Origin of the sequence: Ligilactobacillus sp. WC1T17 (assembly GCA_900110005.1) — a bacterium.
Lineage (GTDB): Bacteria > Bacillota > Bacilli > Lactobacillales > Lactobacillaceae > Ligilactobacillus > Ligilactobacillus ruminis_A.
This window is the reverse complement of the sequence record FOCC01000020.1, coordinates 1-21,621: the sequence shown is the minus strand read 5'-3', so window position 1 is coordinate 21,621 and position 21,621 is coordinate 1. Positions and strand designations below refer to the sequence as shown.

Here is a 21,621-nt window from a genome sequence, read left to right as displayed (position 1 = left end):
GAAAGTGTTTCTGCTTCTACGGAAGAAAATGCGGCTGGTACGCAAGAAGTTTCAGCTAATGCCGAAGAAGTTTTGGCAACGATGGATGAATTCACGAAACATGTCGGCACTTTGCACGATATTTCCAATGATTTGAAGTCCGAGGCTAACAAATTAAATGTTGATAAATAAACATCAAAGACTAGGTTTTCCTAGTCTTTTTTGTAAATAAAAAGCGAAACCGCTTACGTTAATTAAAATAAATTGTATACTAAAAGTAAATTAATGTTGGAGGGATTAAGATGGAATTTAATGATGTTTTAGCTACTAGACAAGCTGTCCGGGATTATAAAGATGAAGACGTGACTGAAGAACAATTGCAGGCGGTGCTTGATGCCGGTAAAAGTGCGCCTGTAGGGATGGGCGAATTTGGCAAATTTAAAATTAATGTTGTTACCAATCCGATTTACCTCTCCTTTATTCAAAGGGCAGCTTCAAAACGCTTTGGGAGAGATGAAATGCTTTATGGCGCACCTGTTTTCATTTTTGTTTCGGCTGCGGGCGATGATGATCCAATGGCTCATGCCAGTGCAGCCACCATTGTCGAAAATATGGTTTTAGAAGCATACAACCAAGGTTTAGGTGCTTGCCACATTTGGGGTGTGACGGGAGCATTAGCCCAAGACCCTGATACTTGTGAAAAAATCGGCTTAATCGAAGATCAAATTCCTTTAGGCGGCCTTGTTGTGGGGGTTCCATACCAAAAATTAGAAAAGCGTCCGATGCAAGAACGAATTGAAGTTAACTTTTTTAGATAAAAAAAGGGGGGAAAAGGTATGGAAAATTTTGATATTGTCGTTGTCGGCTCTGGTTCATCTGGCCTTAGTGCGGCGTTAACGGCAGCCCAATAGGGAGCTAAAGTGGCTATTTTAGAAAAAGGCGATAAATACGGCGGGGCCGGGATGTTTGGGGTTCAAGGCCTTTTTTCCGTGGAAAGCAAGGCGCAAAAGGCTGCGGAAGTTAAATACAGCTTAAGAGATGCCTTTGAAGAGATTATGAATTATACCCACCACTCCTCCAATGCCCGCTTAACCAAGCGGATTTTAAAAGAATCAGCGGCCACCATTGATTGGATGAAAGAAAACGGCTTGGACACTGAATTAGTGGATAATACCCAAGAAGTTCATCAAAACCACCCGAAGACTTACCACCAATATATATCGATCAATTCGGCGGTTTTAAACGGCTGATGGAAAAATTCCAAGCTTTAGGCGGCACCTTGTATACCCAAACAGCCGGATTCAAGATTGTCCAAGCAAGTGGGCAGGTTATCGGCCTTGAAGTTATCAAAAAATATGGCAAGTCAATTTGTTAAGTAAAGCTAAGGCCCTTCAAATTTTTGAGGGGCTTTTTTGTTGCGGGGCCGTGGTATACTACTAAAGAGGTGTTAGTGATGAAATATGTAACGCTAAAAAATGAAAAATTAAGTCAGCTAGGCCTAGGTACTTGGGACTTAGGTGAACATACACTAAAAAGATCAAGTGAGCAGGAAGCTCTAGTCTATGGCTTAGCTCATGGCGTCAATGTGGTTGATACAGCGGAAATGTATGGAGAAGGCCAATCTGAACAGCTGGTGGGTGAAGTTTTGACTCATTTTGACCGTCAAAAGCTATTTGTGATTTCGAAATTTTATCCATGGCACAGTCAGACCAAGTTGTTAAGAGCCAGCCTTGAAGCCAGCTTAAAGCGGCTTAAGACAGATTATTTAGACCTGTATCTCTTGCATTGGCGGGAAGGTGAAGATTTGCGCCAGGTTTTAGGTGATTTGCATGCTTTAAAGAAGCAGGGCTTAATCAAGCATTTTGGGGTCTCTAATTTTGATACGGCTGATTTAAAAGAGGCGCTGTCTTTGCCTTATGGCACAGAGCTTTTTTGTAATGAAGACTTATATAACTTATCCCAGCGCGGGATTGAATATGATTTGATACCTTATCAAAGGCAAAATGATATCGGCCTGATTGGGTATTCGCCTTTTAATTCGGGTACAGGTGACAGTATCGAACTTAAACCAAGTTTAAAAAAGCTGGCACAAAAGTATCAGGTTACCCCACACCAAATCATGCTGGCCTGGACGATGCGGGATTTTGTTTTGACAATTCCCAAGGCTTCCAGCGTCGCGCATATGAAAGCTAACCTGGCCGCAGCGGAACTGACGCTAACGGATGAAGATTTAGCCTTGCTTGACCAGGATTATCCTGCTCCAAGCAAAAAAGAGCCTTTGGCCACGATATAAGGAAGTAGAAAGATGACAGAAAAAAAGAGCAATTTTACCTTTTTAAAAGGGGATAGTAAAGTCGGTTTTTTGTATAAACCTGCTTGTGCAGTTGAAGAATTATACGGTGATGAAAAGTATGATTTTGAATTATTCCAAATAAGAAAAATTACGGAACAAATAGCTCAAAAAGTTGCTGCTTATGCAAATCTTAATTTGCCGGTCAATGCCACCTTTGATGATACTTTACGCGCAATTAAAGTCAGACAGGTTATGCGGTCGGATATCTTGCAGCTTTTCTATGATGTCAAACAGACAGGTAATAAATCGGCCCATAACTTTATTGAATTTAAGCAGCAAACGGGTCTTATCAACCTGCAAAAATTATATGCTATTATGGTTTGGTTTATGCGGACTTACACCAAGCAAAAACCAAAATTGCATGCTTTTGTTGAACCTGCACCAAGGCCAACTTATAACTCATATGAGCGTAAGTTAATCTATATTCAAACAATTGATGGAGATCTAAATGAATGGCCGGCCTACGCCCATTCTGAAAAAATCGGGGATGCCACCTTGAATGAGTTAGAAGCGGATGCCAGACCGAATAGTGATGATTTGCGGGCAGCGGCTGAAAAAAGAGTTAATTCGTATATGGGTACGGCAGGAGTACCGCACAAGATTCAGTGGGCGGAATTAGCCTATCGTAAGACCGACCAGACTTTCTTTAGAGACCACGATGTTCATGAAGTCCTAGAGCGGTCGGGAATCAAGAAAAATCCGAAACTTAAAGGCCAGGAATGGTATCTAGTAGACTTGGAGACGGCCAAGGCTGCCATCAAGGCGGTTAAGGAAGGCCGGAAGTCTTTAGATATCGCTCCAAAGAAAGAAGAACAAAATGAAAAGATCAAAATCACCCTGCGTCCCGAACAGGAAAAAGCCGTCCAAGATACGAAAAAGGCTTTCAAGAAGCATGACACCATGTTATGGAATGCCAAGATGCGCTTTGGCAAGACCTTGACAGCCTTGGAATTGATTAAAGAAGAAGGTTTCAAGAAAGTCTTAATCATGACCCACCGGCCCGTGGTTAGCGACAGCTGGTTTGATGACTTTGAAAAGATGGGAATGTATGAGGAAGGCTATGTCTTCGGGGCCAAAAGCAAGGGTGAAGATATCGCCTACCTTAAAAACTCCACCAAGCCTTTCATTTACTTCGCAAGTATTCAAGACCTTAGAGGGTCAGCCATCTTTGGCGGCAAGGCCGGCGACAAGAACCACGAGTTTGTCGAAATAAACTGGGATTTGATCATTATCGACGAGGCTCACGAAGGCACCCAAACTCCGCTGGCACAAAGCATGATTACCGGAATTAAGAAAAAAGACACCAAGCTTTTGGAGCTGTCAGGTACACCATTTAACCTCTTAGACCAATACGAAGACGACCAGGTCTACACCTGGGATTACGTCATGGAACAAGAAGCCAAGTACAGCTGGGAAGAGCACAATCCGGACAAGAAGAACCCCTATGAAAGTCTGCCTAAGGTTTCCATGTACACCTTTGACATTGCCGAACAATTCAGAAAAAACAACTACCAGGACCTCTTAGACAAGTCCTTCAACTTCAAGGAATTCTTCAAGGTTGGTGAAGACCATAAGTTCGTCCATGAAGCAGATGTGATGCAGTTCTTAAATAACATCACCACCCCAGACGAAAACAATAACTATCCATTTTCCACCAAAGAATTCCGGACCAACCTCCGCCACACCCTCTGGATCCTGCCAGGTGTCAAGGAAGCCACAGCCTTAGAAGAGCTGATGAAGCGCCACCCGGTCTTTGGAATGGACTATAAGATTGTCAACGTGGTCAAAGACGACAAAAGCGATAACGTGGAAGAATCAAACGATAGCGACCTGCAAAAGGTCAGAGATGCCATCGGTCCCAACCCGTCAGAAACCAAGACCATCACCTTAACAGTCAGAAAGCTGACCACCGGGGTCAACGTTCCCGAATGGACAGGGGTCGTCTTCTTATCCAACACCAACAGCGCCATGCAGTACCTGCAGGCCGCCTTCCGTGCCCAAACCCCATTCACAGACGAAAAGCTGGGCCGAAAAGAAGAATGTTTCATCTTCGACTTCGCCCCCGACCGTGCCCTAACAGTCATGGCCGAGTCATCCCGCCTGAATACGGGTGTGGGCAAGCGGACATCATCAGTTCAAAAAGAACAAATGGCAAAGCTCTTAAACTTCATGCCGATTGTCGGAAAAGCCGGTAATCAGATGAAACGCTATGAAGTGGACAGCCTGCTTAAGAAAATCAAGCGGGTTTACGCTGAAAAGGCGGTTAGAACCGGTTTTGATGATGACTCACTGTACTCAGATGAACTTTTACGCTTGGACGAAGCAGACCTCAACGAATTCAATGACCTAAAGGCTATCGTTGGGACAACCAAGAAAGAAAAATCTCCGCTCAAGGTTGATGTCAACCACCAAGGCCTAACTGACGAAGAATACGAAAAGTCAGAAAAAGGCCGTAAGAAGAATCCAAAGGATAGAAGCGAAGAAGAAAAGGCGGCAATCGCCAAGGCAAACGAATTAAAGGAGCAAAGAAAGACCATGATCTCAATTCTTAGGTCAATCTCAATCCGGATTCCGATGATGATTTACGGGATGGATATCGATATTCAGTCAGATGTTGATATGAAGAAGTTTGTCGCCAAGGTCGATGACGTATCATGGAAGGAATTCATGCCATCCGGGGTCACAAAAGAACTCTTCATGCAGTTCTCCAAGTACTATGATCCAGATGTCTTCATCGAAGCCGGCCGAATTATCAGACAAAGAGTCAAGCGCTTAGATGACCTGGACCCATTAGAAAGAGCCGAAGAACTGGCAGTAATCTTCTCAACTTTCCGCAACCCGGACAAGGAAACTGTTTTAACCCCATTCAGAGTGGTCAATATGCAGTTAGGCAAGACCTTGGGAGGATACTCCTTTTACGATGATGATTACAAGGAAATGACGACAGACGGCCGAAGTGCAGCCCACTGGATTAAAACAGAGTACACGGATAAGGTCTTTACCAGAGATACCCATATCCTGGAAATTAATTCAAAGACAGGTCTGTACCCGCTCTATGCAGCCACAACCCTATACTTCAAGCGTTTTGAAGAATTGAATGCCCGAAATGCCGGCAAGTTCACTCCAGAAGATGAGCTAATGTTATGGCAAGACATTCTGCGTGAAAACATCTTCGTCATTGCCAAAACCCCAATGGCCAAGACCATCACCCACCGTACTTTAGCCGGGTACCAGGACTTTGATACCAATATTGAGTATGTGGAAAATATTGTAGAAGACAGCAAGACAAGCGTAGCCAAAGAAGTTAAGAAAATAAGAGAGGTGTTTAACGGTATGAAATTCGATGTTGTGATTGGAAATCCGCCTTACCAAGAATCAAAGGAAGGAACCAGTGATAGTCCAATCTACAATCTCTTTATGGATATGTCATATGAACTAGCCGATTTATCAGTGCTGATTACACCTGCTCGTTTCTTGTTCAATGCAGGTAAAACACCTAAGAAATGGAATGAGAAGATGTTGGCCGATGAACATCTGAAGGTAGTTATGTATGAACCTGTGAGTGATAATATTTTTCCTAGAACTGATATTAAAGGCGGATTAGCGATTACAGTTCATGATAACAATAAAAATTTTGGTGCCATTGGAACATTTACTGCTTTTGAAGAGTTGCAGAATATTTTAAAAAAGGTGCTTTCAATGCCTGAATTTGATTCATTTAGTAAATTGATATATTCTCCAGAAAGTTATAAATTAACCGATACTCTATACAAAGAACATCCAGAGTTAATTGGAAAAATGAGTAAAGATCATGAAAAAGATGTTACAACAAATGTTTTCGAGAAATTGGCGCCTATTTTTTCAGATGAGCCTGTTACTAACAATGATATAGGCATATGGGGAAGATTAAATAACGAAAGGGTAATAAAGTATACGAAGAGGAGCTATATCAATAGTCATGAAAATCTTGAAAAGTATAAGATTTTGGTTCCTAAGGCAAATGGTAGTGGGGCGCTCGGCGAAACTCTGAGTACACCCCTTATCGGTACACCCCTTATCGGTCATACACAAACATTTATTAGCGTAGGCGCGTTTGATACTGAATTTGAGGCAGAAGCAGTGTTAAAGTACATTAAAACAAAATTTTTAAGAACCCTGATTGGAACATTAAAAGTGACACAGGATAATAAAAAAGGTGTTTGGAAAAATGTTCCTATGCAAGATTTCACTCAAAAATCAGATATTGATTGGTCTAAGTCCATCCCAGAAATTGACCGGCAGCTCTACAAGAAGTACGGTTTGTCTGATGATGAAATCAACTTTATTGAAACTAAAGTTCAGGAAATGAAGTAGGTGTCATATGACTGAAGAAAAATTGATTAAATCTGATGAGCGGGTCAAAAATCTAGGGGAAGTATTTACTCCTAAGCGGATTGTTGACTTTATGCTTGATCAGCCTGAAATTACTGCTAAAATCAATGAACTTTCCGCCACTTTTCTTGAACCCTCTGCTGGTGAAGGGGCGTTTTTGGTAGAACTCTTGCACCGCAAAATTGCGGTTGCTTTAGAAGTTAGTCAGAATGCAGATGAGTTTGGCGATAACTGTTTGATAGGGTTATCTTCGCTTTATGGCATTGAGCTTATGGAAGACAATATCGAAATGCTGGTTATGAAGATGTCGGCAGCCTTCAATATGGATTACCAGGAAGATTTAAAGAAGTTTTCCGGCCAGGTTGATGACAAGGTTATCCGTAGTGCCATGGTTATTATTCAAGCTAACATGGTAAATGGCAATGCCTTGACCAAGTTGGATGGCGATGGCAATCCTATTATCTTCAGCGAATGGAAGCTGTTGAAGAAAAAGGGTAAGCGGCAAAAAGTGCAAAGGCTGGAATACACCTTCCAGGAAATTATTGATGGAGTAGAGAAGTCTTCGGGAAAAATTACACCGGAGGTACAAGAAGAACAGCTTGATTTGTTCAATTTCTTAGATGAGACTTATCAGCCGGAAAAAGAGGTTAAGCCCGTGCCTAAGGTACAGTATGTACCCTGCAAGTTAACCGACATTTATAAAAAAGAAACTAAAGAAGCTTAGCTAACAAGAAAGCTAACAGCTATGTCGGTCTGCTTATCATGCATGAAGAAGATAAAAATTCGGTTGCAAAAATGGACAAATCGCGGTAGGATGACCAGATAAAATAAAAAAGGAGTCTGGCTTATGTTAACACCGCGTGAAATGAATAATACCAGACAAGAATTGCAAGAAAACTACCGTCGGTTAGGTTATCAAAAAAGTCTTATTTTGGCGCAAACGCAGATGACAGAAAATGAATTAGACCATGTTTTAGCGATGGATCAGGCTGACCCCAGCTTAGTGTGGGAACTTAGGGATTATTTAGAAGACATGCTTTTAAAAGAAGGCAAAGCTATCTATCCTTTCAGCTGTTTAGCTGACCATAGTGTTAACTGCTGGTTTCCTTACCAAACTCCTTGGCGGAACAAAAAAGCAGACAAGTAATTGTCTGCTTTTTTATTATTTGGCTAACTGAATTTTGACTATTATCAGGTCAAATTCTTCTAAAGCATGTTTTTCGTCTGGCTGCATGTAGACGATTTTGCCAGGGGTCAAGACTTCAAATGAGCCGTCTGCTTGGGAAAATTCGACTTTGCCATTGACTAAGATAACTACGACGGTAGCGTCAACATGATGTTGTGGGACTGATTGGTCTTTAGATAAGGCCAAGTGGGTAACGGTCCAATTTGGGTTTTCAATCAGTTTTCGTAAATCTCGATATCGTGATTTTCTGTTAAAAATTTCATTTAAATCATCCTTTCAATCTTCCAAAAGTATCTTTATTGTAACATGTTGAAAACGGACACAAAAGACTTGACTTTATAACTTATTTTTCAATTAGTATAAGCAAAAATGACCCTTTGCAAAATATTTTTTTGTATCTAAGTATGTTTTTAGCGCATACTAGTAGACAGCAAAAGTAATTTTTTTAAGACAAAATTTGTTTATAGTGGTCTTAACAAATGAAAGAAGGTTTTAAGATGGCATTTTTTAAGCAGTCGCAAGCAGCATTCGACTTGAGCGGGTTTTATTCATCAACGCCAGCGAACATGAAAATGGCAATACCAGCCGGCTAGGTCAGCGAATTTTAAAAACAGGATATACGCGGGTTAATTTAGTCGATTACCGCATTAATCAGTTGGGCCAAAAGCTGGACGGTGATCAATTCGGCGAAATTTTAGCCATGGTGGCGCAAGCCGACACCATTATTGTGGGTGCCCCCATTTATTGGCATATGATTAGCGTATATGCCAAAGTCTTTTATGAACGACTTTCCAGAGACTCAAACGGCCTTTTGCCCGGCAAAAAATTAGGGATGTTTATCCATGGCTCTGAGCCGTCTGATGCGGTTGAACCGGCGCAAAATATCGTGTATCGGTTCTGTCAGGTGGAAAAATTAACGAATTTAGGCGTGAAAGTTGTGCAAATTAACTTTTTCAAAAATTGGCGAATTTTGATGAACATATTACATTTTTCTTGACAGCTTATGAAAAAATTAGTAAAATGATTTCAATAAATAAGAAGAGACCTTTAACTTAGTCCCGTGAGGCTAATAAGGCAGCGGATGGTACAGGTGTACCTATATAAAAAGCCGTCTTAGACTAGGTCTAGGGCGGCTTTTTTGCCATGGTTTCTCTTACTTTTAGAAGGGAAGGTTCATTATTTTGGATAATAAAGAATTTCGCAATCCAGAAGCTATTTTGGATGTGCAGGATAAACCAACTTTTGGACATTGGTTGATGCTTTCAGTGCAGCACTTATTTACCATGTTTGGTTCAACGGTCTTAGTACCATTGTTAGTTGGGCTTAACCCAAGTATTGCCTTATTTGCTTCCGGTGTTGGGACCTTGGTTTATATTTTATGTACCAAAGCCAAGATTCCAGCTTATCTTGGTTCATCATTTGCCTTTATCGCAACGATGCAGGCCTTGATGAAGCATTACGGCTATCCTGCCGTCGGTCAAGGGGCTATTTCAGCCGGTTTAGTTTATGTGTTGGTGGCTTTACTCATCAGTCGCTTTGGTTCCAAGTGGGTTGATACGGTTTTACCGCCTGTAGTTGTGGGACCAATCATTATTGTGATTGGCTTATCCTTGGCGACAACGGCAGCCAACGATGCCATGTTAAACAATGGCAAGTATGATTTGACTTACTTTGGCGTAGCTATTTTCACTTTACTTATTACCATTATTTTCAACATGTACCTGAAAGGTTTCCCAAGCGTTATCCCGGTTTTATTAGGGATTGTCTGTGGCTACTTATTAGCTTTGGCCGTTGGGATTGTTGATTTATCCGGGGTTGCTTCAGCTAAATGGTTCTCTTTGCCAGCTTTTGATATCTTAGGAATTAATTATAAGTTCAAATGGTATCCAGCTGCCATTATCACGATGGCACCGATTGCCTTTGTAACGATGACGGAACACATGGGGCACGTTATGGTCTTGAACAAATTAACCAAGCGGAATTTCTTCAAAGATCCTGGCCTGCACCGGACTTTGCTTGGTGATGGTTTATCAAGTATCATTGCCGGTTTTGTCGGTGGTCCTCCAACAACATCTTATGGTGAAAACATTGGTGTTTTGGCTATGACTAAGGTACACAGTGTTTATGTTTTAGGCGGAGCTGCTTTCTTTGCCATCGTTTTCTCTTTCATCGGCAAGGTTGCAGCAGTTATCCAATCTGTTCCCACACCAGTTATTGGTGGGATTTCTTTCCTCTTATTTGGGATGATTGCCGCTAACGGCTTGCGTATTTTAGTTGATAACAAGATTGACTTTGAAAAGAAGCGCAACTTGATTATCGCTTCTGTTATCCTGGTTGTAGGTATTGGCGGTACATACTTGCAAATGGGTTCTTTCCAATTGACCAGTATTGCTTTGGCAACCTTGTTTGGCATCTTGCTTAACTTAATCCTGCCAGAAAAAGCCATGAGTGAAATCGAACAAGAAAACAAATAATTTTTAACCGGCAGTCAAATAAGGCTGCCGGTTTTTTGTATCAAAAAAGCCCCCAGCTAATACTGGGGGCTTTATTTTTATTTCAAATCTAACTTCATCTTGATGTGGGGAATACCATCAAGCTTGAACTCTTCACCAAAGGCCTCAAAGCCTTCACGTTCATAAAAGCCAATAGCATAAACCTGAGCTTCCATTTCGATGTGGTCGATTTTTAATTCGCGGGCAAATTCAAGGCCTGCATGCAAGACTTTACCGCCAAGCCCTTGGCCGTGGGTAGCGGTTAAAACTCGCCCCATGCACCAAATATTATTTTCTTGGAAGAGACGCAGGTAAGCGAGGACTTTTCCTTGCTCATCTTTATAAAAGACATGGTAAGCATCATAATCAAGACCATCGATATCAAGGTAAGGGCAGGTTTGTTCAACGACAAAAATGGCGGAACGAACCTTTAAGAGTTCATATAATTCGTGCTTGGTTAATTGGTCAAAATTCTTTTTTACAAGTTCCATAAAAATTTCTTCTATTTTACAGTAACGCTTGGATTTTGGGCATTTAAAACAACTTGTTGATCAGGGGTGATATCAAAATAATTTTTGAGCAGGCTAGCTAAAGCTTCCATAGCTTCATCAGCTCTTTTAGCTTGTTCTTCATTGACTGATTCAATTACAATAACCCCGCTGGTGGATTCTTCGTCAAGCATCGTTCTTTGGGCATCCCGCCAGTTTAAGCAGCGGCAGACAGCGCCCTGGTCATCATACCAAGCAACTTCGCCTTCTAAGGTTGGTTCTTCCTTATCAGCGCCGACGGGTCTGAAAGCTAAGCCTTCATGAACCACGCCTAAATGCATTTCACCAGCAATTTTCTTTTGGTCTTCAATCCCAATCGGAACACCGTGAGTTAAGGAAACCGAGTTATAAATATCTACTAAAGGTGAGATAGGATGCAATTCTTCCCCCTTGTCGACCCGTTTTAACAAAGCTTCAATGGAAGCTCTAACGCCTTTTTTCTTTTTGAATTGTTGGTAAGCTTTACGCCATTGGGCAATAACCGGATTATTGCTGAAGGGTGCTTCTTCGACAAAAGCCAAGGCATCCTTGCTGGCTTGGTTTAGCAGTTTACGCCGGTCGACTAAATTGTCATCTGTGTCGTGGTTGTCAATCTGGCTCACCAGCATAATATTGACTTGTGATCCTGGGAAAAGGTCAAAAAAACTAGTATCAACAGTAACTTTTGTAAGCATAATATCAGCTCCTTTAAATTAAATTTCTTTGAGCATTAAGTAATCAACCTGCCGGTCGTCGCCTAAGACGAAGACATGTTCGCCGGCCTTTTTAAAGCCGAACTTAGCATAAAATCTTTTAGCATTTTCGTTGTGTTCCCACACTCCCAGCCAGATTTGGCTGATTTGAAGCTCTTTTGCCCTTTGGTGGGCAAAGTCAATCAGCTTGGTGCCTAAGCCTTGGTGCTGAAATTCATCGAGCAGGTAAATCCGCTGCACTTCCATAGCCTTAGGCCAGTTGGGCTCTGTTTGGGCATCTTTGATGTTAAGCTTCAAATAACCGGCAACTTGACTGTCTTTAACTAAGAAATAATAACCAGAATTTAAGTCATTGATTTCGGCTAAAACAAGGTCGTTATTGTAGTTTTCTTGGAAGTATTTTTCCATATCTTCTGGGGTGTTGTCGGCGCCAAATGTTTGGGCGAATGTTTTTTGCATGATATCCTGCAAAGTTTTTAAATCAGCGGATGTAACTTTTTTAATGCTGGTTGCCATAGGGCCTGATTCCTCCTTTTTTAACAAAAACAAATTCTTGACTGGCATGGTCGACCATACTGTCCAGCAGGCGGGCTAATTGCTCTTTTTCTGCAGCAGTTAAAGCCTGCGTTAAATGATTTTCGGAATATTCCATCTCACTTAAGACAAATAGGGCACTTTCTTCACCTTTGGGGGTGACATTTAAGTGTAGAATTTTTTGATTGTTGGCGTCTTTAGTGCGACTGATTAACCCCTTAGCTTCTAATTTTTGCAAAGATCGCGCCACCGTGGCACGATCGACTTTGAGCATCTCAACAAGCTTTTCGGCAATGATGCCGGGGTTTTCATAAATGCGGACTAAGTAAAGATATTGCCCTTTGGATAATCCGAGGCGTTTAAACTCAATATTGGCAATTGAATCCAAGGCCCTGGCAATTGTGCCAATCTGGCGTAGTGTTTGCGGCATAGGCTTGTTTCCTCCTTGCTTTTTACCTATTTTATTGCAAATGCAACAAAAAGGCAAGCTTTTTTTACTTAAACATTTTGTAAGTTTTTTATCAAATTATCTTCTTCAAAGCGTCATGCTTTTTTCTTTGCCAAAAAGAGGATTTGGTTTTATGATATAGACAAATCAAAGGAAAGAAGATGACACCACCAGAATGAAAGAGTCTGAAGTTGTCGTCACTATGGTTTAAGTAAAGGATCTGATACCAATGGGAAGCGTAAGTGAACTTTAGTTAATTGAAGGGAGCTGATTCCAGTAGGCTGTGATGTTTAGCTTAGCTTGCACTTATAGGTGCCGGATGGAGGTTGATACCGATAGGCTAGTAAGTGATATTTCCAAATTATTTAATGAAAGGGTGTTACCACCAGAAAATGGAACATAAAATTAACCAAGGGTCCTGAGAGCAGTTTTGAAGAAAACGGCTTTTAGGACTTTTTTAGTGCGCAGAAAAAGCCAAGCTGAACCGCTCAGCTTGGCTTAAGCTAGATAAAGACCTGTTGTTCAAAATCTAACCGGTTACGGGTTAAAATTGTCTTTGATAATACTGTCAAAGGAGGCTAAAGGAAAAGGATGGCCTAAAATTTGTTCAAATTCGGCCTGGTTGGCATCGGCTTCACCATTATTGGCATTTGAGGCGTATCTTTGCATGCCTAATTCTAATTGAATTTTTTTGACAGGAACGCCCGCTTTTTTCAAGGTTGTATAAAAGACATCATCTGAAACAGGTTTGATGTCTAATTTAGCATGTTCAATAGCTTGGGCAATGTCAAGGTAGCTGTGCGGATTACGGGTTAAAGTGACAATCTTAGGCGAGGTAGCCATGCTTAAGACTTTAGCTGCTGAAATGACATTTTCCTGTAAGCCTAAAATCAAGCGGGAAACCAGCAGTCAAACTTTGCTGGTCTAAGAGCTTCACAATCTTAGGCTCAACTCCCAGCTCTTATAAGATAGCGGTATCCTGACCAGCGGTAACGAGACTATATAAGTGAGCATCGGGCACGAATTCTTTGAGATATTTAAGCGCTAAAAATTTAAATATATTGTAAGCGCATTTATCCAAAAAACAGGGATAAAGCCTTGAATGTAACGAAAAAAAGTAATGAAATTTTTAGCTATAATGACAAAAAATCCGTCTTAACAAGGCTAAGACGGATTAAAATAGGTTTATTTGTATACTTTTGGTCTTATTTGTGCATTTTAGTTGATAAATCAACCTGGTCTAAAGGAATGAGCTTGGTTTTATATTTCACTTTGTAACCGACAAATAACAGGATAAAGACGAAAACGGCCCCATAAGTAGTTAAGATTGACAGCCAGTCTAAGTTTTTAACGGCTTGAATATCTTGCGCCAAGGTGACCAAAGTACAAATAACAATGGTCAAAATAGGCCCAATGGGGAACCATTTAGCCTTATAAACCAGGTTATCAAGGCTTATGTGCTGAACTTTTAAAGCGCGACGGAAGCGGAAATGGGCAATTCCAATCCCAAACCAAGTGATAAAACCGGTTAACCCAACGGCATTAACTAAAATCATATAGACGGTATTGCCATAAATGCTGGTAATAAAGGTCAATAAACCGATAAAAGTCGTTGCCAAAAGGGAGAAAATAGGAATCCCACGGTTGTTGACCAACCGGAAAACTTTAGGTGCATCATGGGTCAGACTCATGGCGTAGAGCATTCTAGTAGCGGCGTACATACCGGAATTGGCCGAGGAAATAACGGAGGTCAAAATCACAGCATTCATCACGGAAGCTGCGCCGGCTAAGCCCGCTCTTTTAAAGACCAAAGTAAAGGGACTGGTCGCAATATCTTTGGCATCTGAGCCCAGCAGGTTAGGGCTGGTATAAGGAATCAAGCAGGCGATAACAAAAATCGATAAGATATAAAAGAGCAAAATCCGCCAGAACACTTGGTTAATGGCAGTAGGGACACTTTCTTTGGGATTTTCGGATTCGCCGGCTGTAATACCGACAAGTTCAGTTCCCTGAAAAGAAAAACAGGCTACCACAAAGACGGATAAAATCGTCGGGAAACCGCCGATGAAAGGCGCTTTTTTATAGGTGAAATTTTCCAAATAAGTGGCATGTCCGCCAATAATTCCGACAATAGTTAACAGCCCGATGACTAAGAAGGCTAAAACCGCAATTACTTTAATCAAAGCCATCCAAAATTCCGTTTCGCCAAAAGATGAAACCGATAAGGCATTGATAATAAAAATCACTACTAAGGCTGCTAAAGAAAAGTAGTAAGTAGGGACGTGCGGAAACCAGTATTGCAAAATAATGGCAGCTGTTGAAATATCAACAGCCAAGGTGATGGACCAATTAAGCCAATAATTCCACCCCATGGCAAAGCCAAAAGCGGGGTCGACAAATTTCGTCGAATAAGTGGCAAAAGAACCGGTCACCGGCAGGTAAGTTGCCATTTCGCCTAAGGAAGTCATCAAAAAATACACCATTAAGCCAATGCCGACATAAGCAATTAAAGCCCCGCCCGGCCCGGCCTGTGAGATAGCGGATCCGCTGGCAACAAAAAGCCCGGTTCCGATAGTTCCGCCTAAAGCAATCATGGAAAGGTGTCTGGTTTTTAAGGAACGCTTCATTTTGTGTTCTTGCATCTATTCCACCTCGTTTTTATCTAAGCCCAGATTTTGCAAGGCTAAATCATAATCTCCTTCGTAATCAATATTGGTACCGCCTTCGTGCATGAACTTTTCACGGCCTTTGCCGGCTAAGAAAATTAAATCGCCTGGTTGAGCCAGGTCGAAGGCTTTTTTAATGGCTTTGGTACGGTCGGCAATTTCATAAACCTCAACCTGATCATTAGTGATATGTTCTTTGATAGCAGCTGTAATATGGTAAGGATCTTCAAAGAAGTTGTCTTCACTGGTTAAAATAGCTGTATCAGCATATTTGCTTAAGCAAAGGCCGATATCTTTTCTACGGGATTCGGCTTTGCCGCCGGCAGCACCAATAACGACGATTAATTTGCCGGGATAGTCATGCTTGGCAAATTTGAAGCTTTCGGTCAAAGACAAGTAGTTGTGGGCATAATCGACGCAGCAGGCAATGCCTTGAGCGTTGGTGAAGAGTTCCATGCGGCCGGGAACTTTAGTCTTTAAGAAAGCATCTTTAACTTGATCTTTAGTTAAGGATGTCACTTGACTGGCAGCGGCTAACGCAGCGCTGGCGTTAGCATAGTTGAAAGCACCAGGAATCATAATACGGTATTCACCGCTTAAAGAGCCGGCTTCCAAGCTGAAGTGGCCGTGCTTTTGGCCGGCAAAGGCAAAGTCGGCCTGGGTTTCTTGGCTGCCGAAAGTAACAACCTTAGTGCCAAATTTTTCAGCTTTTTGCTTTAATAAATCAAAAACAGGCAATTCCTTGTTTAAAACAATGGTCTTAGCATTTTCAATCAGCTTGCTCTTGCAGTATAAATAGTCTTCAAACGTAGGGTGTTCCACCGGACTGATGTGGTCTGGTGAAATATTTAAGAAGACACCGACATCAAAAGTTAAGCCATAAACGCGGCTCTTTTTGTAAGCCTGGCTGGAAACTTCCATGATCCAGTATTTCATCTTGTTATCAGCGGCTTGACGCATCATCTTGAATAAATCTAAAGATTCAGGGGTGGTGAGGCTGGCTTCAAAAGGATGAACGCCGTCTAACAGGTTATCGATGGAAGAGGTTTGGGCTACTTTTTTGCCGACGCTTTCCTGCAATAAATGCCGACAGAAGTAAACAGAGGTGGATTTGCCTTTAGTACCGGTAAAACCAATCACCTTTAATTCATCTTGCGGATTGCCATAGAAGAAGCGGCCGACTAAAGCCATCCCTTTTTGGACATCAGTAACGATAATTTGCGGAATCTTTTTTTGGGTATCCGTTAAATTTTCGATGACTTGTTCTGTCATGTAAGCTAAGCAGCCATTTTGAATGGCGCTGTCTAAATAGTCCTTTTTAAAGTTTAGCCCCTTGCAAAAGAAGAAGCTGCCTGCTTTTACCTGACGGGAATCATAGGTAACATCTTTCAATTCAAGTTCAGCATATTCTTTTGGCATCTCAAAAGACCAGTTGTCATTGATAATAACTTCTTTTAAGAGGCCGTCTTTTTGTAAAACATCACAAACTTCAGCTAAATTCACGAAAATTCCTCCTAGCGTTGGACAAAGTATTTTTGATACTTTTTATTAATCAGATAAAAGGCATACCGCATCAGTAAAGTATGCTTTAAGGTATCTTTTTTATAGATAGCTGTGGTACCGTATTGACCTTTGTTAAGCAATTCTAAGGCTTTGACTTTGTATTCATTGTCTTTGGCGTATTTTTTGAAAACGTTCGGGTTAGCGCCCAACCACAAGGTGTCAGCTTTACCGTAGTTAACGACACCGGATGGTTCGTTTAAGACTAAATCATTAACCAAAACTTCAGCCAGGTTGCAGCCGTTTAATGTGCAGTAATAGCTGCTGCGGCCTTGGCGAATATTGATTTCAAAGACTTTGAAAATACCGTCGCGCCGGTCGTATTTGAGGTCAAAATCAGCAAAGCCGACGTAATTAATTTTTTCCAGGAAATGCGTGATGTTTTGGAAAATCTGTTCATTTTTTTCTGGCAAAATAGTCATATAGTTGCCGACTGAAGCAGGAGCTGGATCTTCCAAGAGCGGATGGCCTAAGCAGATCATGCGGACTTTGTGATCGCGGCCGACATAGGCATTAACGACCCGCATATTAGAATCATCTCCGGGGATGAAGTCTTGGCAGATTAAGGTATCTGTATAGCCAGCTTGATAAATTTTCGGCAATAAAGCGTCAAATTCAGCGCGGGAATCCAAAATGTAAGCTTTTTTGCGGCCTTCAAAGTGGATGTTGAGCCATTCGATACTATTAGAAGGCTTTAAAGCGACTGGAAAATCAAAAGGCAAGTCGATAGGCTGACCGCTTTCAACCATAGCCTTGTCGATTAATTTTGTTTTAGGGTAAGGCAGACCGTATTCCTCGCAAACTTCATAGAAGCTTTGCTTAAAGCCCAACCGGTTAAAAAGGTCTTCATGAATATAATTGCATAAAAAGTTTTCCTGTAATTCATCAATGTGGCGGGAAACCAGTTCGCTATACCCATCACCGCAAGAAACCAGCAGGTATTTTTTTTGCGGGTCTAATTTCTTAGCTAATGACCGCATGGTTTCAATGAAAGTTGGATCTGATTCAAAATTGTCGATGATATGAACATCGACAATTTTGCTGTACTTGGTTGGGGCCATGGCTTCAATCCCAAAAGCAATGCTTTTAACGCCGTATGCTTCGTAAAAGGAACGTGCCATCCCATAGCAGTTAAAATCTGTTCCCAAAAGAATTGGTTGAATATTAAGTGTATTATTGTTCATTTTTCGACTCTTTCAATAAAAGATTTGTGCATAACTTTTTATAGGCAAAAATTATTGTACATATGTTATTCTAACACAAAGACGTAGGCAGAAAAGTTTTTTTTGAAAACTTAAAAAAATTCATTTTTATGCATAAAAAAACAGTATGGTGGATAAACCATACTGTAATAAGGTTAAAAGCGCTTAAAAGAATCTAATTTTTCTTGGGTTATATCATTGATGATGGCACAAGCAAGATCAACGGAAGCTTTGAAGTCCTGGTAGGCTGAAAAGCAGTAAGGCGAATGTTCATAGCGGACGGGAATACCGATGACAATAGTTGGTGCGCCATTTTCATAGTAAATAGCTGCGCCGTCTTGGCCGCCGCCGGTCCTGACAGATCTAGTATAGGGAATATGCTTTTTATCAGCTAAGTCACAGGCATATTGCTGGAATTTAGGGTTTGGGATAAAGGTGGTGTCCATATCTCTTAACATAGGTCCGCGCTTAAGACCGGTTTGTGACAGCCAGTCAGGTTCAAAGGTGTCGTCAGCAGGGCAGGATTCGAGCACTAGGGCTAAATCAGGCTTAATCTTGCGTGCGGTGACATAAGCCCCTCTTAACCCGACTTCTTCTTGGGAAGATAAGGCACAAACGACATCAAAATTCGTTTTCTTATCCTTTAAGTTGTCCAAGATAGAAACCATGGCCGCTGCACCGAAACGGTCATCGAAGTCTTTGCCAAAGAAGATGCCGGTATCTTCATTATATTGACAGTCAACATCGACAAAAATAGGACAGCCGGTATCGATTTGATAATCATTTAACGTTTCTTCTCTGGAAGATGAGCCGACATCAATTGACATATCTTTAATTTCAGGGATGGATTCTTGTTCAGCTTTGGTCATAAAGTGTGGCGGCTTGGTAGCGACGACACCAGGAATATATTTACCGGCTTTATTTCTAATCTTGACTTTGGTGCCGGGAATATTATATTTAACCCAGCCACCGACTGGAACAAACTTGATGGCGCCGTTAGGACGGACTGCTTGGGTCATAAAGCCAACTGCGTCGGAGTGGGCGTCTAATTGGATAACAGGCCGGTTGCCGGTGTTTTCTTTTTTAGCGGCGTAGACATTCAGCATGCCATCGACCGTGACGTCGGCTAATTTTTTAACTTTGTCTGTGAACAGTTTGACAAATTCGCCTTCGAAGCCGGAGATAGCGTTGGCGTTGGAAAAATCTTTTAGCATTTGGATTTCTTGTTTTTTCTTCATGAAAAGGCCCCCTTTAAAGGCTAATTATACTCGTAGTTGACTAATAAAAGAAGTAGTTCGGTATTTTTTGTTTTTTAAATAATAATTATTAAATTTAGGGTTGCTTTGCTTTTTTTTAATAAGACTACAATTGAAAAAATACATTTTTTGCTAAAATACGGCTTAAAAAACGAACTTTTCAAAAAGAGGGATTGTCATTATGGATAAACAAAGCTTAAAGCACTTACTAGATGTGGCCAGCGGCCGCAAAGAAGCCGACCTTGTTTTCAAAAATGCTAAGATTGTGGATGTTTACCAAGCAGAAATTATCAAGGGCGACGTGGCAGTTTGCGATGGCCTCATTGCAGGTGTGGGCGAAACTTATACCGGTAAAAAAGAAGTTGATTTACAAGGAAAATACCTGTTGCCTGGTTTTGTTGAAAGTCATATCCATGTAGAATCGGCCTATCGTTGACTGAACTTGGCATTAGACAGGCGCAATTGGCACGGCAGTATTTTATTCAAAACCAGATTAAAATTGATGAAGCATATAGTTCAACGTCAGAGCGGGCCTTTGATACTTTGGAAATTGTAACGGATAATCAAATTCCATACCAGCGGCTTAAAGGCTTAAAAGAGTGGAATTTCGACCGCTTTGAAGGTCAAGATTAATTTTTAAATTCCAAGCCTCCTTATGGCGACTTTTTTTCGCTTATGGCGGTGAGAGCCAAAACCAGGTTAGACAGCAGCTGTATACGACGATTGAACAGATGATGCAAAAAGCCCAAGGACAAAATATTTTAGCAATTTAACATGGCGGGGCTTGTGCTAATTTTTGTATGATGGTACCGGACAAAAAAGAGCCTTTTAGATATGGTATCAAGAATTGTTCTGTTTTCAAGTATGAATATGAAGATGGACATGGACATTTTACTTATTTGATAGTTTGGCAGCCAGACTTTTCACAATTGGTCAAAAATGATTAAAGTATCTATAAAATAATTCATAATTTGTTGTAAATTTTTCCAAGTATCTTGTTAAAAATGTTAATAATTTTTATGTAAAATCAATCTAACACTTCAAAGAAGGTCAGGTATATTTATGAAGAGAAAAACAAAAACAATTGGGACCCCGCTTTTAATTGCCTTAATGGCAATCGGCATTATTCCTTTGATTATTTTGTTGAGTGTTTCTTACATTGCAACTTCAAATTTATTAGTGCAACGTAACCAAAAATCCAAAGAGAGTGCAGTTTCTGTTGTGCAAACATTTCGTTCAGGTATGCAGGAACGTACAACTAAAATGGCGCAATTGGTTGGTAAATACGACGAACTTATTGGTAAAAGCCACACCAAAGCCAGCGTTCAGAGTAAAATTAGCGCTTTAGTCTCATATGATAGTGATTTGAAGGTTGCTACAGTCGGTTATACTGACGGCGAATATGTTTCTACAGAGCATTTGCCTGAAGACTACCAAATTACCAGCCGGCCTTGGTTTAAGCAAGGCCTGCAAAATTTAGGCAAGGTTACTTGGACCCAGCCTTACAAAGATGTGGCTACAGGTGATTACGTTATCACTGCTGTTTACAGTCATAAGACTAAAGACAACAAGACTATGGTTATGGCTTTAGACGTTTCCTACAGGAATTTGTCGCAAACGATGGAAAAATTAAAGATCGGTAACACTGGACGGGTTACTTTGGTTTCGAAAAAAGGTTTGATTTTAGCTACACAAGGGGCTGAAAGAAATGAAGGATTTAGTGTTGGCAAGAGTATTGCAAGCAATAAGATCTTTAAAGCCATCAAGAATGCTTCCAAGCGCAAAGGTACAGTTCACCTTAAAGGTCAATCAACCATTACAGATATTTATTATGACAAGGGCAAGGTTGGCAGCAACACATGGACTTTTGCTTTTGTAAATAAGGGTGATTTGCGCAGTGAACGTCAAGTTTTGATAGTGCAAACCTTAGTTGTGATTGCTATCGTTGCAATTATTGTGGTTATCTTTGCGGTATTTGCCGTTCGCAAGGTTCAAGCCATCACTAAGCTTTATTTGGAACGCTTATCCTCAGCTGGGGAAGGCAAGTTGGTTAAAATTGATCCAAAAACATCAGATGCTATGGCTGTACCAGACCCAATGGGTAGGGAATTTAATCAAATTTCTTACGGCTACAACCAGATGCTTGAATCGATTGGATCTTTGCTGCAAAATGTTAAGCAGGAAAGCAAGAACGTAGCTGAAAAGTCCGAAGCTTTGCTAGAACTTTCTAAGCAGACCGATAAGGCAACCGAAGAAGTTACTCAAACGATCAATGGCATTGCGGAAGTAACCTCATCCCAAGCGCAAGAAACACAAGAAAGTGTTTCCCGTTTG

The 21,621-nt window shown here is 41.0% G+C and carries 21 protein-coding genes and 1 pseudogene; 12 read left to right on the top strand and 10 right to left on the bottom strand.

Annotation, left to right across the window (positions count from 1 at the left end; genetic code table 11):
• The first annotated feature begins 281 nt into the window (after positions 1-281).
• The 7 genes from BMX26_RS09225 (at position 282) to BMX26_RS09200 (ending at position 7,850) form a co-directional block, all read left to right on the top strand.
• Positions 282-797 carry a nitroreductase family protein gene (locus tag BMX26_RS09225; protein ID WP_075531127.1) on the top strand — a complete coding sequence of 172 codons (516 nt, stop codon included), beginning with the start codon at positions 282-284 and terminating at the stop codon, positions 795-797.
• A 102-nt stretch (positions 798-899) separates the two neighbouring features.
• A complete protein-coding gene (locus tag BMX26_RS09935) occupies positions 900-1,229 on the top strand; it encodes a hypothetical protein (protein WP_143454902.1) in 330 nt (109 codons plus the stop codon).
• Positions 1,229-1,354 (top strand): hypothetical protein, encoded by a 126-nt coding sequence (locus tag BMX26_RS09930; protein WP_412771417.1) that lies wholly within the window; start codon positions 1,229-1,231, stop codon positions 1,352-1,354. The genes BMX26_RS09935 and BMX26_RS09930 overlap by 1 nt, the downstream gene beginning before the upstream one ends.
• 78 nt (positions 1,355-1,432) lie before the next feature.
• Positions 1,433-2,272 carry an aldo/keto reductase gene (locus tag BMX26_RS09215; protein ID WP_075531126.1) on the top strand — a complete coding sequence of 280 codons (840 nt, stop codon included), beginning with the start codon at positions 1,433-1,435 and terminating at the stop codon, positions 2,270-2,272.
• Positions 2,273-2,284: 12 nt separating this feature from the next.
• Positions 2,285-6,685, top strand: a complete 4,401-nt coding sequence (locus tag BMX26_RS09210) for an Eco57I restriction-modification methylase domain-containing protein (protein WP_075531125.1) — start codon at positions 2,285-2,287, stop codon at positions 6,683-6,685.
• A 7-nt stretch (positions 6,686-6,692) separates the two neighbouring features.
• Complete coding sequence (locus tag BMX26_RS09205; protein WP_075531124.1) at positions 6,693-7,427, top strand: hypothetical protein; 735 nt, start codon at positions 6,693-6,695, stop codon at positions 7,425-7,427.
• A gap of 123 nt (positions 7,428-7,550) precedes the next feature.
• Complete coding sequence (locus BMX26_RS09200) at positions 7,551-7,850, top strand: DUF2316 family protein (RefSeq protein ID WP_075531123.1); 300 nt, start codon at positions 7,551-7,553, stop codon at positions 7,848-7,850.
• 15 nt (positions 7,851-7,865) lie between these two features.
• On the opposite strand, the gene BMX26_RS09195 is transcribed toward BMX26_RS09200, so the two are convergent.
• Entirely contained in the window at positions 7,866-8,075 is a 210-nt protein-coding gene (locus BMX26_RS09195; protein WP_082272539.1) for an AraC family ligand binding domain-containing protein, read from the bottom strand.
• A gap of 340 nt (positions 8,076-8,415) precedes the next feature.
• On the opposite strand from BMX26_RS09195, the gene BMX26_RS09190 reads away from it, so the two are divergent.
• Entirely contained in the window at positions 8,416-8,886 is a 471-nt protein-coding gene (locus BMX26_RS09190) for an NAD(P)H-dependent oxidoreductase (protein ID WP_082272538.1), read from the top strand.
• Positions 8,887-9,070: 184 nt separating this feature from the next.
• Entirely contained in the window at positions 9,071-10,363 is a 1,293-nt protein-coding gene (locus BMX26_RS09185; RefSeq protein ID WP_143454901.1) for a uracil-xanthine permease family protein, read from the top strand.
• 77 nt (positions 10,364-10,440) lie between these two features.
• Here BMX26_RS09185 and BMX26_RS09180 read toward each other — a convergent pair whose 3' ends face one another.
• The 9 genes from BMX26_RS09180 to BMX26_RS09140 all read right to left on the bottom strand — a co-directional run bounded on the left by BMX26_RS09180 (position 10,441) and on the right by BMX26_RS09140 (position 19,269).
• Positions 10,441-10,872: a GNAT family N-acetyltransferase gene (locus BMX26_RS09180; RefSeq protein ID WP_075531119.1), complete on the bottom strand. Its 432-nt coding sequence runs from the start codon at positions 10,870-10,872 to the stop codon at positions 10,441-10,443.
• Between the two features lie 11 nt (positions 10,873-10,883).
• Positions 10,884-11,603, bottom strand: coding sequence for a B3/4 domain-containing protein (locus BMX26_RS09175; protein WP_075531118.1), 720 nt, complete (start codon positions 11,601-11,603; stop codon positions 10,884-10,886).
• 18 nt (positions 11,604-11,621) lie between these two features.
• Positions 11,622-12,137 (bottom strand): GNAT family N-acetyltransferase, encoded by a 516-nt coding sequence (locus BMX26_RS09170; protein WP_075531117.1) that lies wholly within the window; start codon positions 12,135-12,137, stop codon positions 11,622-11,624.
• The gene (locus BMX26_RS09165) at positions 12,121-12,585 is read right to left on the bottom strand and encodes a MarR family winged helix-turn-helix transcriptional regulator (RefSeq protein ID WP_075531116.1); all 465 of its coding nucleotides are present in this window, start codon (positions 12,583-12,585) and stop codon (positions 12,121-12,123) included. The genes BMX26_RS09170 and BMX26_RS09165 overlap by 17 nt, the downstream gene beginning before the upstream one ends.
• Before the next feature lie 555 nt (positions 12,586-13,140).
• Positions 13,141-13,497, bottom strand: coding sequence for a hypothetical protein (locus BMX26_RS09160; RefSeq protein ID WP_143454900.1), 357 nt, complete (start codon positions 13,495-13,497; stop codon positions 13,141-13,143).
• 311 nt (positions 13,498-13,808) lie between these two features.
• Complete coding sequence (locus tag BMX26_RS09155; RefSeq protein WP_075531114.1) at positions 13,809-15,245, bottom strand: amino acid permease; 1,437 nt, start codon at positions 15,243-15,245, stop codon at positions 13,809-13,811.
• Entirely contained in the window at positions 15,246-16,772 is a 1,527-nt protein-coding gene (murE, locus tag BMX26_RS09150; RefSeq protein WP_225355250.1) for a UDP-N-acetylmuramyl-tripeptide synthetase, read from the bottom strand.
• Positions 16,773-16,783: 11 nt separating this feature from the next.
• Positions 16,784-18,013 (bottom strand): carboxylate--amine ligase, encoded by a 1,230-nt coding sequence (locus tag BMX26_RS09145; protein ID WP_075531112.1) that lies wholly within the window; start codon positions 18,011-18,013, stop codon positions 16,784-16,786.
• 173 nt (positions 18,014-18,186) lie between these two features.
• On the bottom strand, positions 18,187-19,269 hold the full coding sequence (locus tag BMX26_RS09140) for a M42 family metallopeptidase (protein WP_075531111.1): 1,083 nt from the start codon (positions 19,267-19,269) through the stop codon (positions 18,187-18,189).
• A 199-nt stretch (positions 19,270-19,468) separates the two neighbouring features.
• Here BMX26_RS09140 and BMX26_RS09135 point away from each other — a divergent pair.
• The 3 genes and pseudogenes from BMX26_RS09135 to BMX26_RS09125 all read left to right on the top strand — a co-directional run.
• A pseudogene (locus tag BMX26_RS09135) lies at positions 19,469-19,717 on the top strand (adenine deaminase); the annotation flags it as partial.
• A gap of 2 nt (positions 19,718-19,719) precedes the next feature.
• Positions 19,720-19,920: a histidine phosphatase family protein gene (locus tag BMX26_RS09130; RefSeq protein WP_075531109.1), complete on the top strand. Its 201-nt coding sequence runs from the start codon at positions 19,720-19,722 to the stop codon at positions 19,918-19,920.
• 429 nt (positions 19,921-20,349) lie between these two features.
• Positions 20,350-21,621, top strand: a 1,272-nt coding sequence (locus BMX26_RS09125; protein ID WP_143454899.1) for a cache domain-containing protein, incomplete at its 3' end; no start/stop codon positions are given.

Excerpts from the sequence above, each read along its gene's own strand:
- BMX26_RS09225 (WP_075531127.1), top strand. The coding sequence starts at position 282 with ATGGAATTTAATGATGTTTTAGCTACTAGACAAGCTGTCCGGGATTAT.
- BMX26_RS09930 (WP_412771417.1), top strand. The coding sequence starts at position 1,229 with ATGGAAAAATTCCAAGCTTTAGGCGGCACCTTGTATACCCAAACAGCC.
- BMX26_RS09215 (WP_075531126.1), top strand. The coding sequence starts at position 1,433 with ATGAAATATGTAACGCTAAAAAATGAAAAATTAAGTCAGCTAGGCCTA.
- BMX26_RS09210 (WP_075531125.1), top strand. The coding sequence starts at position 2,285 with ATGACAGAAAAAAAGAGCAATTTTACCTTTTTAAAAGGGGATAGTAAA.
- BMX26_RS09205 (WP_075531124.1), top strand. The coding sequence starts at position 6,693 with ATGACTGAAGAAAAATTGATTAAATCTGATGAGCGGGTCAAAAATCTA.
- BMX26_RS09200 (WP_075531123.1), top strand. The coding sequence starts at position 7,551 with ATGTTAACACCGCGTGAAATGAATAATACCAGACAAGAATTGCAAGAA.
- BMX26_RS09180 (WP_075531119.1), bottom strand. The coding sequence starts at position 10,872 with ATGGAACTTGTAAAAAAGAATTTTGACCAATTAACCAAGCACGAATTA.
- BMX26_RS09175 (WP_075531118.1), bottom strand. The coding sequence starts at position 11,603 with ATGCTTACAAAAGTTACTGTTGATACTAGTTTTTTTGACCTTTTCCCA.
- BMX26_RS09170 (WP_075531117.1), bottom strand. The coding sequence starts at position 12,137 with ATGGCAACCAGCATTAAAAAAGTTACATCCGCTGATTTAAAAACTTTG.
- BMX26_RS09165 (WP_075531116.1), bottom strand. The coding sequence starts at position 12,585 with ATGCCGCAAACACTACGCCAGATTGGCACAATTGCCAGGGCCTTGGAT.
- BMX26_RS09155 (WP_075531114.1), bottom strand. The coding sequence starts at position 15,245 with ATGCAAGAACACAAAATGAAGCGTTCCTTAAAAACCAGACACCTTTCC.
- BMX26_RS09145 (WP_075531112.1), bottom strand. The coding sequence starts at position 18,013 with ATGAACAATAATACACTTAATATTCAACCAATTCTTTTGGGAACAGAT.
- BMX26_RS09140 (WP_075531111.1), bottom strand. The coding sequence starts at position 19,269 with ATGAAGAAAAAACAAGAAATCCAAATGCTAAAAGATTTTTCCAACGCC.